11 protein-coding genes and 1 rRNA gene are annotated in these 13,359 nt (G+C 70.0%); 3 read left to right on the top strand and 9 right to left on the bottom strand.

Annotated features, from left to right (window positions below):
* Positions 1-5 precede the first annotated feature (5 nt).
* A complete protein-coding gene (locus F8O04_RS14905; RefSeq protein WP_188726513.1) occupies positions 6-1,460 on the bottom strand; it encodes a DUF6882 domain-containing protein in 1,455 nt (484 codons plus the stop codon).
* Positions 1,461-1,732: 272 nt separating this feature from the next.
* Between F8O04_RS14905 and F8O04_RS13000 the strand changes: the two genes are divergently transcribed.
* On the top strand, positions 1,733-3,436 hold the full coding sequence (locus F8O04_RS13000) for an HNH endonuclease signature motif containing protein (protein ID WP_158029832.1): 1,704 nt from the start codon (positions 1,733-1,735) through the stop codon (positions 3,434-3,436).
* A gap of 254 nt (positions 3,437-3,690) precedes the next feature.
* On the top strand, positions 3,691-5,055 hold the full coding sequence (locus tag F8O04_RS12995) for an APC family permease (RefSeq protein WP_158029831.1): 1,365 nt from the start codon (positions 3,691-3,693) through the stop codon (positions 5,053-5,055).
* Between the two features lie 53 nt (positions 5,056-5,108).
* On the opposite strand, the gene F8O04_RS12990 is transcribed toward F8O04_RS12995, so the two are convergent.
* On the bottom strand, positions 5,109-5,603 hold the full coding sequence (locus F8O04_RS12990; RefSeq protein WP_158029830.1) for a hypothetical protein: 495 nt from the start codon (positions 5,601-5,603) through the stop codon (positions 5,109-5,111).
* On the bottom strand, positions 5,587-5,784 hold the full coding sequence (locus F8O04_RS12985; protein ID WP_158029829.1) for a helix-turn-helix transcriptional regulator: 198 nt from the start codon (positions 5,782-5,784) through the stop codon (positions 5,587-5,589). Before F8O04_RS12985 ends, F8O04_RS12990 begins: the two co-directional genes overlap by 17 nt.
* A 108-nt stretch (positions 5,785-5,892) precedes the next feature.
* Between F8O04_RS12985 and F8O04_RS12980 the strand changes: the two genes are divergently transcribed.
* On the top strand, positions 5,893-6,387 hold the full coding sequence (locus F8O04_RS12980) for a hypothetical protein (protein ID WP_158029828.1): 495 nt from the start codon (positions 5,893-5,895) through the stop codon (positions 6,385-6,387).
* A gap of 61 nt (positions 6,388-6,448) precedes the next feature.
* On the opposite strand, the gene ligA is transcribed toward F8O04_RS12980, so the two are convergent.
* The 6 genes from ligA to rrf all read right to left on the bottom strand — a co-directional run.
* Positions 6,449-8,797: an NAD-dependent DNA ligase LigA gene (ligA, locus tag F8O04_RS12975; RefSeq protein WP_373285891.1), complete on the bottom strand. Its 2,349-nt coding sequence runs from the start codon at positions 8,795-8,797 to the stop codon at positions 6,449-6,451.
* Positions 8,798-8,976: 179 nt separating this feature from the next.
* Positions 8,977-9,495 (bottom strand): hypothetical protein, encoded by a 519-nt coding sequence (locus tag F8O04_RS12970; protein ID WP_158029826.1) that lies wholly within the window; start codon positions 9,493-9,495, stop codon positions 8,977-8,979.
* The gene (gene mnmA, locus F8O04_RS12965) at positions 9,492-10,709 is read right to left on the bottom strand and encodes a tRNA 2-thiouridine(34) synthase MnmA (protein WP_188726514.1); all 1,218 of its coding nucleotides are present in this window, start codon (positions 10,707-10,709) and stop codon (positions 9,492-9,494) included. The genes F8O04_RS12970 and mnmA overlap by 4 nt, the downstream gene beginning before the upstream one ends.
* 9 nt (positions 10,710-10,718) lie before the next feature.
* The gene (locus tag F8O04_RS12960) at positions 10,719-12,530 is read right to left on the bottom strand and encodes a DHA2 family efflux MFS transporter permease subunit (protein WP_158029825.1); all 1,812 of its coding nucleotides are present in this window, start codon (positions 12,528-12,530) and stop codon (positions 10,719-10,721) included.
* Positions 12,527-13,153, bottom strand: a complete 627-nt coding sequence (locus tag F8O04_RS12955; protein WP_188726515.1) for a TetR/AcrR family transcriptional regulator — start codon at positions 13,151-13,153, stop codon at positions 12,527-12,529. The genes F8O04_RS12960 and F8O04_RS12955 overlap by 4 nt, the downstream gene beginning before the upstream one ends.
* A gap of 135 nt (positions 13,154-13,288) precedes the next feature.
* Positions 13,289-13,359, bottom strand: a 5S ribosomal RNA gene (gene rrf, locus F8O04_RS15350); the annotation flags it as partial.

Genomic DNA, 13,359 nt, shown 5'->3' with positions numbered 1-13,359 from the left:
TGAAGCTAACCGCCCGAGTTTGGCGGCTCGGGCGGTAGAGCGGCGAGCCGAGGCATGGATCCGAGCCTGATCTCTGCCGCTCGCGGCGCGGGCTCTCCGTGGGTCGCGGGAGGCGGTGCCGGGGCTACCGGCGCCTGGGCTTCCGGCGCGGGGCGTTCCGCCGTCGGGGCTGCCGTGGTGGCCCCGTCGGTGGGAGAGGCCGGCACGACTGCCGGGGCCGCGGGAGCGTTCTCGGACCGAGCGTGGCCCGACTCGATCAGCCACGGCGGAACGTCGATCCGGCCGTCGGTCATCCGCACCGGCCGCATGCCCTCCGAGGTGGCTCCGGCCCCGGCGGGCTCCTGTCGCGCCCAAGGCGACGCCTGCACCGCCGGAGCTGGGCTCGGCATCATCGGAGCCGCGATCGGCGCCTGCGGCGCTGCGGTCGGTGCCGGCGGGGTCGGCGGATCCGTGGACGCGGGGATGACGACGGGTGGCGTGTCGCCGTCCGGCGAGATCGCGGTCGTGTGGGCGATCGCCGGGGTCGCTCCGGGGAACACGGCACCGCCACCGTCCCCGCTCCCATCCGGGCCCCACGACACTCGGCGAGGATCCGCCGCAGAACCCCTGGTGGCATCCGCACCCGGCCCCGGCACACCTGGCGCCGTCGAGGTATCGTGCTTCGGCGACGCGATGGTTTGCGGTGCCTCCTGCGGCACGTCGGCTCCCATCACCCACGGTGGAGGCGAGTCGCCCGTGCCCTGGTCGCCGACCGGGAGGGTGGTGATGCGCTCGATGCGGTCATTCGCGTCGAACGCGAGCTCCAGCCTGCCGTCCGGCGCGGAGATCGTCACGATGCCAGGTCCGTGCTGCTCAAGGACAAGCCCGGTGATCGCGGTATACGACCGCAGAGCTCGGCGATGATCGAGGACGAGGCCCTGCTCGAGTGAGGTCCTGATCGCGGCTGCCGCCCGCCGTGCACCCGGGACCGGCGGGGGCATGTCGAGGATGAGGTGGACGCGCGTGCCCTCGGGACCGGCGACGACCGCCGACGCGGCCCGGCCGAGGATCGTCTTCGCCGCCATCACGAGGTGTGCGGCGGAGTAGGCGCCGAGCTCGACCCGTGGCTCGGCGAGCTCGCGTATCCCCCGCTGCATGCCGATGTCGCGGACGAAGGCCGAGAGCCGAAGCAGCTCGGCGGGCGCGAGCGACGGCACGGCCCACGCCCACTCCCAGACGCCACTCGGGTCGACGCCGAACATGGCGGCAAAGCCGTCGGCTCCGACGCCCTCGTGCGCGGGGCGCTCGGCCCCGAGTACCTGGATGCCGAACATCGGGGTTCCGGGGACGGTCGCGTAGGTGGCGCGCCCGTTCGCGAGGTCGACGCCGGGCTCGGCCGCGCCGACGGCCTCATGCAGCGCGAGGGTTGCGTCGGCGTGCAGGAACGCGGCGTCGTCGACGAGTGCTTGCACGTTCGTCACGGCGTCCGATCACCTCCAGGCGCGGCCGGGCGGTCGTGCCCGATGGAGCGCCAGCCTGATACGCGTCGAGCGTAGCCCCCGAGTCACGGGGCGTCACGGCACCGCAGAGTGAGGTGGGGCTCATCCGATCGGACCAGGCGCCACCCCGGAATCACGCCCAACCCGCGCACCGTGGCGTCACCGCGGCTGTGGACCAGGTGGCTGTGGAGAATGCCGGCATTCCGCCCCGTGCCGCCGCCGGCAGTGTCGGAGGGTGGTGGTGTGGTTGGTGCATGAGCGAGAACGAGTCGACGCCGGGCGGTGAACGCGCCGGTGACGCCGATAGCCCCCGCGCCGACGACCATGGCCCCGGCGGGCCGGGCGCCGCCGTTGCCCCGGGCGCCGCCGTTGCCCCGGGCGCCTCGCCTGCGACGCTGCTCCCGCTTCGGCGCGCGCTCTACGACGAGCTTGCGCGCATGCACGAGCTGCGATCGCAGCTCGACGCGACCGAGACGCGTGCGCTCGCGACGCTCCGTCATCTCGAGGTCGCCGTCCGGCTGGAGCGCGCCGCGGCCGAAGGCGGTCCCCGTGATGACCTCACGCGCGAAGACCTGCGAGTCGCCGAAGACCACGCGCGCAGCGACGTCGGCGCCGAATGGTCCCTGGTCGCGAGGGTCGCTCCTGTGACGGGCGAGCGCCGCGTCGAGGAGGCCAGGTTGCTGGTCGAAGCGTTTCCCGCGGTCTACGAAGCGTTGGCGGCCGGCCGCACGACGCTGTCGCTCGCGAAGACGGTGTGCGAGGCGGGCGCCGCCATCGACGACCCCGAGTCACGCGCCACCTACGAACGACAGGCGCTCGAGCTGGCCACCGACGAGGTCATGACGCCGTCCAGGCTGCGCCCGCGAGCGCGGCGCATGGCGGAACGCGCGATGGCGTCGACCCAAGCTGAACGCCACAGTCGTGCCGCGAAGCGCCGCAGCGTCGTCGTCGTCGAGCAGGTCGACGGCATGAGCGAGCTCATCGCCGTTCTCCCGAGCGTGCAGGCAGCCGGTATGTTCGATCGACTCACGCAGGCCGCCAAGCTGCTCACGGATGCCGATGAGCCCCGGTGCTTCGACGAGTTGCGCGCCGATACGCTCGCCGCGCTCGTGCTCACGACCCGACTACCCGACATCGGCTGTGGTGGTGAACACGACGTGGCCTCGTCGCGCCGGACGGAAAGCCTCGCTGCTGTATCGCCCGGGCACGACGATGCCCGGGGCGAGTCCCGCCGCAAGGATGCCCCCGTTACCGGCGTAGCGCCCGCCGTGGCTCGACCACCACGGCCGGGAGAAGGTTCCGTGCTCGTTCCTGGACAGGTCGACGCACGCGTCATGATCGTCGTCCCTGTGCTCTCCCTGCTCGGTGTCGACGATGAGCCGGCCACCCTCGACGGCATGATTCCCATCTCACTCGCCGATGCGGCGCTCCTCGCGGCGAATGCACGCTCGTGGACCCGAGTTCTCACGTGCCCGATGACGGGTTCCCCGCTGGCCGTCGACACCTACCGGCCGAGCGCCGAGCAGCGCGCGTTCCTGAGCATTCGCGATCAGCATTGCCGGTTCCCAGGCTGCCGAAGGCCGGCGAGGCGCTGCGACACCGATCACACGCAAGACTGGGCGAACGGCGGCACAACCGACGTCTGCAACCTCGCCTGCTTGTGCCCCCGACACCATCGGCGCAAGCACGTCTCCGCGTGGACCGTGCGGCAGTTGGAGCGCGGCAAACTCGAATGGACGTCGCCGACCGGCCGGCGAGTGACAGACAGCCCGGTACCGCCGGGTCCATCATTCACTCGCGCGGGCGCGGATCGGCTCCGTCAACGCGCGCGTCGGCTCGACGCCGGGAGCCAGGACGGCACCCGAGACGCGCACGTCGCCCGAGACGCGCACGTCGCCCGGACGGCGCACTCAAGCGGCCGCCCGATGCCGCTCGATGATCAGCCGCCACCCTTTTGACATACACCGATCAGGACGCCCCGCGATCAGATGGCGCGGAGCCCCGCGATCACGCGGCGCGGAATCCCGCGACCACGCGGCGCGGAGCCCCGCGATCAAGCAGCGCGAAGCCCCGTCATCGCCGGCCACGAAGCCTGGTGAACCCCTGAATGTGCCACGATGCCCGGCGAAGCGTGGCATCATCGGCACGTTCACGGGGCACGGAGCAGTATCCGCAGCCTGGAGTGCTCTCGACGATGAAGCGAGGAATCGACATGGGAGATGACGTCGCGGAAGCGTCGACGCTCAAACGAGACGTCACGGGTCTGCTGCTGTTTATGTTCATCCTCGGCGATGTGCTGGGCGCCGGGGTGTATGCCCTCGTCGGCAGCATCGCCGGGGAGGTCGGTGGTGTGACCTGGGTGCCGCTGCTCGTCGCGCTCGGCATGGCGCTACTCACCGCCGCCTCGTACGCGGAACTCGTCACCAAGTATCCGCGGGCGGGCGGGTCGGCCGTATTCGCGCAGCGGGCGTTCCGCTCCGACTTCGTTTCGTACATGGTCGGGTTCTGCATGCTGGCCGCGGGCGTCGTGAGCGCCGCCGCCCTCGCGCTCGCCTTCAGCGGCGACTACCTGGCGACCTTCATCGATCTGCCGCCCATCGTCGGCGCCATCATCCTGCTCGTGCTGATCGCCGCCATCAACCTGCGAGGCGTCAAGGAGTCCCTCCGTTCGAACCTCGTCATGACCTGCATCGAGCTCTCCGGCCTCCTGCTCATCGTGGTGCTCGTGGCGATTCTCCTCGGCAATGGTGGCGGCGACGTCGCCCGAGCCGTCTCGTTCGCGCCCGGGGTCGAGCCGTGGAGCGCGGTTCTGGGCGCGGCGTTGCTCGCCTTCTATTCGTATGTCGGGTTCGAGACCTCCGCAAACATGGTCGAGGAGCTCCGCGACCCCTCCCGCACCTACCCACGCGCCCTGTTCGCGTCGCTCCTGGCCGCCGGCATCCTGTACGTGCTCGTGGGCACGGCGGCGTCCATCGCGGTGCCGGCCGACGAACTCGCGGCGTCGAGCGGCCCGCTCCTCACCGTGATCGAGGCGACCGAGGTCCCCGTCCCAGCCTGGCTCTTCAGCGCGATCGCGCTGATCGCGGTCGCGAACGGGGCCCTCCTCACAATGATCATGGCCAGCCGGCTCACGTACGGCATGTCGAACCAGGGACTGCTGCCTCGCGCACTCGGCCGCGTGCTCCCCCGCCGCCGAACGCCGTGGGTGGCGATCCTGGTCACGACCGGAGCCGCGATCCTTCTCGCGCTCACGGGCACCGTCGAGGTCCTGGCGGAGACGGTCGTGATTCTGCTGCTCGTGGTCTTCCTGAGCACCAACATCGCCGTCCTCGTCCTGCGCCGAGACCGCGTCAAGCACGAGCACTTCCGCACCTGGACCGCGCTGCCCGTGCTCGCCGTCATCACCTGCCTCGTGCTGCTGACGCAGCAGAGCGGCGAAGTGTGGCTGCGGGGCGGCATCATCGTGCTGGTCGGCGTCATTACCTACGTCATTTTGCGACTCGCCCGAAGAGGGAAGACGAAGACTTCCAGCGGCCCAGCCAGCGAGGACGCGCAGGAGCATACGTTGGAGCGGTGAGCGGCACGCGGCACTCCCGCGCGACCGCGCTCCCGGGCCTCTGGCTTCGCTCCCTAGCCGCGGCGCACGAAATACCAGTTCGCGATGAGCCACACGATCGACAGCACCAGCAAGGTCGAGGCCGCCAGAAACACGCCCTCCCCGAGCGCCACGGCCACGATGATCTGCACGACGAGCAGGACGAGGGACGCCACGCCGACGGCGGCGAGCCCCTTCACGGCCGCCGCGCGATCGCGCTCGTCGGCGTACTCCAGGGCGTTGATGCGCTCGAGGTCGCTGGACCCCCGGCGTCTCGCCAGCAGTGCGCCGACCGCCACCGCGACCGTGGCGATGAGCATCACCGCGCCGCTGAACGGACTATCGATAATGAAGAAGACGACGGCCCCGACCAGGCCGACCCCCAGGAGCACCGTATTGAGCGTTGAGATCGGCCAACGTCGACGCGAGCGCGTGGCGCGCCCCGAGGCCGCGTCCCCGGCGCTCGCTTCGTGCGGGTCGACCGCATCCTCCGCCCCATCGCCGGGCCCGTCCTCATTGCGCGTCGACATCGAAGACCTCCTCAACCGTGGCGCCGAAGAACCTGGCGAGGTGCACCGCCAGTGTGAGCGACGGGTCGTAGCGCCCCGTCTCAATCGCGTTGATCGTCTGTCGCGACACACCGAGCGCGTCCCCGAGTGCCTGCTGCGAGAGCCCGCGCCCGGTTCGGAGCTCCCTGACCCTACTGCGCACGCTCTCACGGTAAGGGAACACCCGAAATATGTAAAGCGAGCTTGACACCCGCCGTCATGTCAAGCAAGCTTGTCATGTCAAGGCCACTTTACAGGTTTGCGAGGTTCCATGCACGACGCACTCATCGCCTTCACCGAATCACTCCCCGTCTGGCTGCAGTGGGCAGGCGTCATGCTGATCTCGGCCATCCCATTCGTCGAGTCCTACCTCGGAACCCTGATCGGCATCGTCGCCGGCGTACCAACGCCGCTCGCGGTCGCCGCGGCAGTCGTCGGCAACGTGATCTCCATGCTTGCCTTCGTGTTCCTCGGCGCCGGCGCCCGCAAGAAGGCGCTGGAACGGCGAGCGAAGGGCGGCGACAGCACGCTCGAGCCCGAGCTGTCACCCCGCCAACAGCGCTTCAAGCGAATGTTCGACCGCTTCGGCGTCCCGGGTGTCAGCCTGCTCGGTCAGTGGGTACTGCCGAGCCAGCTCTCATCCGGCCTCATGGTCTCGTTTGGCGCCAGCCGCAACGCGGTCATCGTCTGGCAGATCATCTCGATCATTCTGTGGGGCATCCTGTTCGCCGTGATCGGCAACCTCGGCCTCATCGCGCTGCGCTGACCGGCGGCCCGGCGCGGAGCACGCACGTCGTTCCTTCCGAGGAACACGCGACGAGCTCGGATCAGTCGCCGGCCGGGCCATCGACATCGGCGCCGGCTGCATCGGCGCCGACACCAGCCCCGGATGCCGCGGCGTCGGCTGCGTCGGCGCCGACTGCCGCGGGGTCGCCGATGAGGTCGCGCACCGCATCCGGCCCGCCCTCGAGCAGCCGCCGGAACCCGTCGGCATCGAGCACCGGAATGCCGAGCGACTCGGCCTTCGCGAGCTTCGAACCGGCGCCCGGCCCCGCCGCGACGAAGTCGGTCTTCTTCGAGACGCTCGACGCGGCCTTGCCGCCCGCGGCCAGGATGGCCTCTTTCGCTCCGTCGCGCGTGAACCCCTCAAGGGTCCCCGTGGCGACGACGGTGAGGCCCGTCAGCGGGCCCTCGACCTCGGCCATCGCGCCCGGCCCCGGGTGACCGGGCGTCGAGAATCGCACCCCCGCGGCGGTCCACTGGTCGACGATCTCGCGGTGCCAGTCGACGTCGAGCCATTCCGCAATGGATTCGGCGATGATCTGCCCGACTCCCTCGACGGCGCTCAGCTCATCGACGGTCGCGGCCCGGATCGCGTCGAGCGAGCCGAACCAATCGGCGAGCGCCCGCGCTGCGACCGGGCCCACGTGCCGGATGTTCAGCGACACCAGCAACCGCCACAGCTCTTTCGTCTTGGCCTTCTCGAGCTCCTCGAGCAGCTTCTCGGCGGCGCTCGAGGGCTGCACCAGCTCGTAGTTCTTCCGGATGCCCGCCTTGCGGCGCTCGGCCGGTGACAGGTCTTCCGTGCCGGGCGGGTACACGCGGGACACCTTCTGGAAGGGCCGGCGCACCGTGGGTTCGCCCGTCGCTTCGTCGATCTTGGGCTCGCCCGTCTCGCCGTCCCGTACCACGACCTCGATCGGCACGAGCTCGTCGATCGTCAAATCGAACAGCCGCGCCTCGGTGACGAGCGGGGGCGCCGGGGGATGCGACGGTTGCGTGAGCGCCGCCGCCGTCACCTCCCCGAGCGCCTCGATGTCGAGACCGCCGCGCGACCCGATGTGCTCGACGCGGCCCCGCACCTGGGCAGGGCACGAGCGCGCGTTCGGGCAGCGCAGATCGATGTCGCCCTCTTTCATGGGCCGCAGCGGCGTTCCGCACTCGGGGCACTCGCTCGGCATGACGAATTCGCGCTCGTCGCCCGTGCGCGCCTCCACGACAGGACCGAGCACCTCTGGGATCACATCGCCCGCTTTGCGCAGCACGACCGTGTCGCCGATCAGCACCCCCTTGGCCCGAACGACCTCCTGGTTGTGCAGCGTCGCCATGCGCACGACGGAACCCGCCACGGCGACCGGCTCCATGACCGCGTACGGGGTCGCGCGTCCCGTGCGGCCAACGCCGACGCGGATCTCGCGAAGCGTCGTGTGCACCTCTTCCGGCGGGTACTTGAAGGCGATCGCCCAGCGCGGAGCCCGGGAGGTCATACCGAGCTCGTCGTGCATGGCGAGGTCGTCGACCTTCACGACGATGCCGTCGATCTGATGCTCGATGCCCGCCCGGCTCTCCCCGCGCTCGTCGACGAAGGCGAGCACGTCGTCATCACCGTCGAACACGCGCGCGTGCGGCGAGGTCGGCAGCCCCCACCAGGCGAGCAGGTCGTACACGCCCGACTGCGTCGCGACCGGCGGGTCGGGCCACGCCCCGATGCCGTGCACGTACATGCGCAGCGAGGCGGTTCGCGCGAGGCCCGCCTCGTGCTCGAGGCCGGACTTCTTCTCGAGCAGCTGACGCAGTCCGCCCGACGCGGCGTTGCGCGGGTTCGCGAAGGCGGGGAACCGCCGTTCGGCGCGTGCGAACTCGACCGTCTCATCGAACTCGCCGCGAGTGGCGGCCGGCCGCGAGGCCCATCTCGTGCGTGCCTCCTCCACCGACCTGGCCCGCAACGACACCTGCAGCGCGTTGAGCTCCTGAAACTTCTCAACCGGAATGAACACCTCGCCGCGCACCTCCACGAGTTCCGGGTGTTCGTCGCCCTCGAGGCGCTGCGGGATGCTCGGGATGCGGCGCACGTTCTGCGTCACGTCTTCGCCCGTGCGGCCGTCGCCCCGCGTCGCGGCCGTCGTGAGCACGCCGCGCTCATAGCGCAGGCTGAGCGCGAGCCCGTCGATCTTCAGCTCGGCCAGCCACGCGACGGAACCACCCGCGGCCTCGCGCGTCTTGCGCATCCACTCGCGAAGCTCGTCGATCGAGAACACGTTGTCGAGGCTCAGCATGCGCTCGCGGTGCTCGACCGGAGCGAACAGGGGCGAGACGCTCCCACCGACCGTCTCCGTCGGCGAATCCTGCGAGCGCAGACGCGGATGCTCAGCCTCGAGCCGCCGGAGCTCGGCCATGAGCCCGTCATACTCGGCGTCGGCAACGAGCTGCGTGTCGCGCTCGTAATACGCCTCGGCGTAGCCGGTGATCAGCTCGCGAATTTCGCCGACGCGGGCGCGAGCCGCCTCGAAGTCGTCAGAGTTCGATTCCCCGCCAGCGCCGGCCTCGCCGCTCGAGCGTGCCGAGGCGTCGCCGGTCACGAGCCCGTTCCCCGAGCTGCGGCACGCTGTGAGAGCAGCCGGTTCGCGGTCTTGCGGGTTACGCCGAGCAGCCACTGCTCGTTCTTGGCGAGCTTGCCGGCCGCGCGCTTCTCGCTCGTCACTTCGAGGTACGACTGCCACACCCCGACGGCACCGACCAAGACGGCGAAGGCCGCGAAGACGAGCGGCCACACCCCGTCGAGCTGCATCACGAACACCGAGAACAGCCACACCATGACGGCGATGAGTGCCCACAGGATGACGGCCAGGAACCAATCGCGGGCCTCGAAGCGACGTGCCTCGGCGGTCGATCGACGCGCCAGCTCCGCAGCCTCGCGCCGGAACCTCGCCTCGAAGTCGCTCTCCCACCGTTCGGGTTCATCAAGCCGGCGGTACGACGTGGCCCACTTCTCGACCTTCTCCGTGAGCAGGTCGAGCGCCTTGCCCGGCTTGAGTTCCGGCTCCCGCGAGGCGGCGCTGTCGTTCCGTCCCGACGCGCTTCCGACGCGGCTCACGCGGCACCCCGTTCGGCGGGGGCGCGCCCGGGGGCGCCCGGGGAGCCGGCGGAAGCGGCGGCGGGGGAATCGGCGGGTACGGCACTCACCGTGCGGTCGACCGTAAACTGCCCGACGACTCGGGTCCCCACGTACAGCACGGCCGACTGGCCAGGTGCGACGCCGAGCAGGGGCTCGTCGAGCTCGACGTGCACCTCGAAGCCGGGCCGCGTCGGATCATCGCGCTCGACGATTTCGGCGGGCACGGGACGGATGCGCGCCGTCGCGGGCACCGGGTCACCATGCGCGCGGATCTGCACGTGGCAGGCGACGTGGACGTCGTCGGCCGCGAGCGGCTCACCGGCCCAGCTGCAGCGCCCGCCCGCGAGCTCGCGCACCGCGAGGGCATCGCGCGGCCCGACCACGACCTCGTTGCGGGTGGGGCGCACTTCGAGGACGAAACGGGGGCGGCCGTCGGGTGCCGGCACGCCGAGCGCGAGGCCCTTGCGCTGGCCGACCGTGTACGCCTGCGCACCCTGGTGGGTACCGAGGCGCGCACCCTCCCGATCCACGATCTCGCCCGGCTGGAGGTCGACGTGCTCGGCAAGCCACCCGCGGGTGTCACCGTCGGGAATGAAGCAGATGTCGTGCGAGTCGGGCTTCTGCGCCACGGTCAGGCCCCGGCGGTCAGCCTCCTCGCGAACGAGCTCCTTCGACGGCGTATCGCCGAGAGGAAAGTAGCAGTGCCGTAGCTGTTCGGCCGTGAGCACGCCGAGCACGTACGACTGGTCTTTCGCCCAGGCGGATGCCCGGTGCAACTCGCGCCCGCCCCGCCCGTCGTCGATGAGGGTCGCATAGTGCCCCGTCGCGACGGCGTCGAAGCCGAGCTCGATCGCCCGGTCGAGCAGTGCGGCGAACTTGATCTTCTCGTTGCACCGCAGACACGGGTTCGGGGTGCGACCCGCGGCGTACTCGGCGATGAAGTCGTCGACGACGTCCTCTTTGAACCGCTCCGAGAAATCCCAGACGTAGAACGGGATGCCAAGGCGGTCCGCCGCCCGGCGAGCATCCATGGCGTCCTCGACCGTGCAGCAGCCGCGGCTGCCCGTGCGGAGTGTGCCCCGCTGGCGCGCGAGCGCCAGGTGCACCCCGACGACGTCGTGCCCGGCTTCGACTGCCCTTGCGGCGGCGACCGCCGAGTCGACGCCACCGCTCATCGCGGCGAGAATTCTCACCGAGTCAGTCTACGTGGTACGGGACCGCTTCGCCCGACCGCGCCGAGTGCGGGCGCCAGCGCCAGCGCCAGCGCCAGCATCCACGATCGTCGAGGGCGTCGAGGGCGTCGAGGGCGTCGAAGGCGTCGAAGGCGCGCGCTCCGAATCGGGCACCACCACGCGCACCTGCCCCGTCGCGAGGGCCTCCGCCGGAAGATCGCGCTCGACCGTCGTCGCGAGCGGCTTCTCGCGCAGCAGCAGCGTGGCGATGAAGCCGAACACCATGAGCGGAGCCAGCCACAGGTAGATCGGCATGAGCGCGTCGTTGTAGACCCCGATGACGGTGTCGCGCAGTCGACCCGGGAGTTCCCACACGATGGCGGGCGTCAGCGACGATGCACCGCCAGCGGGCAGCAACCTGGCGGGGACCGTCTCGGACAGGATGCCCGTGAGCCGCGCGGCGAAAACCGCCCCGACGATCGCGGAACCGAGCGTCGCGCCCACCTGTCGGAAGTAGTTGTTCGCCGCCGTCGCGGTGCCGACCATCGCGTTGGGGAACTCGTTCTGCACGATAAGGGTGAGAATCTGCATGCCGACGCCGATGCCGAGCCCCAAGATGCCGATGTAGATGCAGATCACCCACACGGGCATCTCGGCCGTGACCGTACCCATCAGCACGAGTGCGAGGGCGATGAAGAGTGAGCCGGTGATCGGCGCCCATTTGTAGTTGCCGGTGCGGGTGACCATCCGGCCAACGACGATGCCGGAGATGAGCATCGTGCCCATCATGGGCACCATGAGGAGCCCGGAGATCGACGCGCCGAGGCCGGTTGACACCTGCAGATAGGTCGGCATATAGCCGAGTGTGCCGAACATCGCCACCCCCACCGCGAGGGAGGCGACCGTCGTGAGGGCGAAGTTGCGGTGGCGGAACATCCCGAGCGGGATGACCGGCTGAGCCGCCTTGCGCTCGACGAGGATGAAGCCGACGACCGCGAGCACGGCAGCCGCGATGAGCCCGAGGATGACGGGCGAGGTCCACGGGTAGGTCGAGCCGCCCCAGACGCTCACGAGCACAATGCACGACGTGCCGATGGCGAGCAGCACCATGCCCCACACGTCGACATGCGCGCGCCGGCGCGGGCGCTTCGGCAACCGCAGGAACACGATGGTGCCGATGAGCGCGAGCACGCCGAGCGGGACGTTGAGCCAGAACGCCCAGCGCCAGCCGGGCCCGTCGGTGAGCCACCCCCCGAGCAGGGGACCCACCACCGACGAGAACGCGAAGACGCTGCCCATGACCCCCATGTACTGGCCGCGCTCACGGGCCGGCACCACATCGGCGATCGTGGCCTGAGACAGGATCATGAGCCCGCCGCCCCCGAGGCCCTGCACGATGCGCGAGGCGATGAGGGACTCGATGTTCCACGCCATCGCGCACCCGACCGAACCGAGCATGAAGAGCACGATCGCGACGATGAGCAGGGGCTTGCGTCCAAGGGTGTCGGAGAGGTTGCCGAACACGGGCATCATGATCGTCGACGACAGGATGAACGACGTCACGACCCAGCTGATGTGCTCGGCGCCATGCAACTCGCCGACGATGGTCGGCGTCGCCGCAGAGATGATGGTGTTGTTCAGGGATGCCAACAGCATCGACAGCATCAGGGCGATGAAGACGAACAGGATTCTCGGCCGACGCTCGCGAGATACTGCCGCACGCTCGCTGGAGGTCGGCGCGGGATCGGCCGCACCGCTGCCCGGGTTCGACCGGCTGCCCGGGTTCGACCGGCTCCCCGGCTTCGACCGACCCTCGTGCGAAGTGCTGCTGGACGTGCTCATAGCGTGTGCTCGATCACCTCTCGGAAGCGTTTCGTGGCGCGGCGGAGCGCGGCATCCCGATCGACCAGCATGTTGTCGGCGTCGTGGGTCGCCGCATACCGGATGATGGCGGCCGCGAGCGTGAGCAGCACGCGCGCCTCGTCGGCATCGATGTCGGGGCCGAGTCCCTCATGCGCGTCACCGAGCTCAGCGTCGTGCCGCAGATACTCGAGCACGAGCCCCTCGGCGCTCGAGATGTTCTCAATGAACCTCGACTTCAGCTCGGGAACCTTCTCGAGCAGGGCGCGCCGCCGGTCGTAGCGGCCAGGCACCGGATAGATCTCGCTGAGGATCGTGATCAGGATGCGCATCGTGCGGTCGAAGGGAGCGGCTGCCGGCTCCGCCGCGGCGATTGCGCGCACGTCGTCGGGGTCGAGCCGAAGCTCCCTCATGCCGAGGATCGCGTCTTCCTTCGTCGCGAAGTAGTTGAAGAAGGTGCGCCGCGAGCAACCGGCCCGCTCGGCGATCGCCTCCACCGTGGCAGCGGCGATACCGTGCTTGAGCACAAGCTCCGCCGCGGTGTCGTGGATGAGTTGCCACGTCGCCAGGCGGTTGCGTTCACGGAGAGATGTCGAAGGCTGCACTTGCCTAATCATATGCACTAGTGCACCTTTGCACAAGTGCACGAAGTCCCGTCGCGCAGCCGTCTGCGGGGATCCGCACCGTTAACGGCGAAACGCCCGCTCCCACAAGCGTGGGGCGGGCGTTTCGTGAAAGAAGTCCGGCGGTGTCCTACTCTCCCACAGGGTCCCCCCTGCAGTACCATCGGCGCTGAGTGTCTTAGCTTCCG

The organism is Pseudoclavibacter endophyticus (genome assembly GCF_008831085.1).
In the GTDB taxonomy this organism is placed as follows: domain Bacteria; phylum Actinomycetota; class Actinomycetes; order Actinomycetales; family Microbacteriaceae; genus Pseudoclavibacter; species Pseudoclavibacter endophyticus.
This window is presented reverse-complemented; position numbering and strand designations above follow the sequence as displayed.

Coding starts and splice junctions, on each gene's coding strand:
- F8O04_RS13000 (WP_158029832.1), top strand. CDS start 1,733: ATGAGCGAGAACGAGTCGACGCCGGGCGGTGAACGCGCCGGTGACGCC.
- F8O04_RS12995 (WP_158029831.1), top strand. CDS start 3,691: ATGGGAGATGACGTCGCGGAAGCGTCGACGCTCAAACGAGACGTCACG.
- F8O04_RS12990 (WP_158029830.1), bottom strand. CDS start 5,603: ATGTCGACGCGCAATGAGGACGGGCCCGGCGATGGGGCGGAGGATGCG.
- F8O04_RS12980 (WP_158029828.1), top strand. CDS start 5,893: ATGCACGACGCACTCATCGCCTTCACCGAATCACTCCCCGTCTGGCTG.
- ligA (WP_373285891.1), bottom strand. CDS start 8,797: ATGGCCGAGCTCCGGCGGCTCGAGGCTGAGCATCCGCGTCTGCGCTCG.
- F8O04_RS12960 (WP_158029825.1), bottom strand. CDS start 12,530: ATGAGCACGTCCAGCAGCACTTCGCACGAGGGTCGGTCGAAGCCGGGG.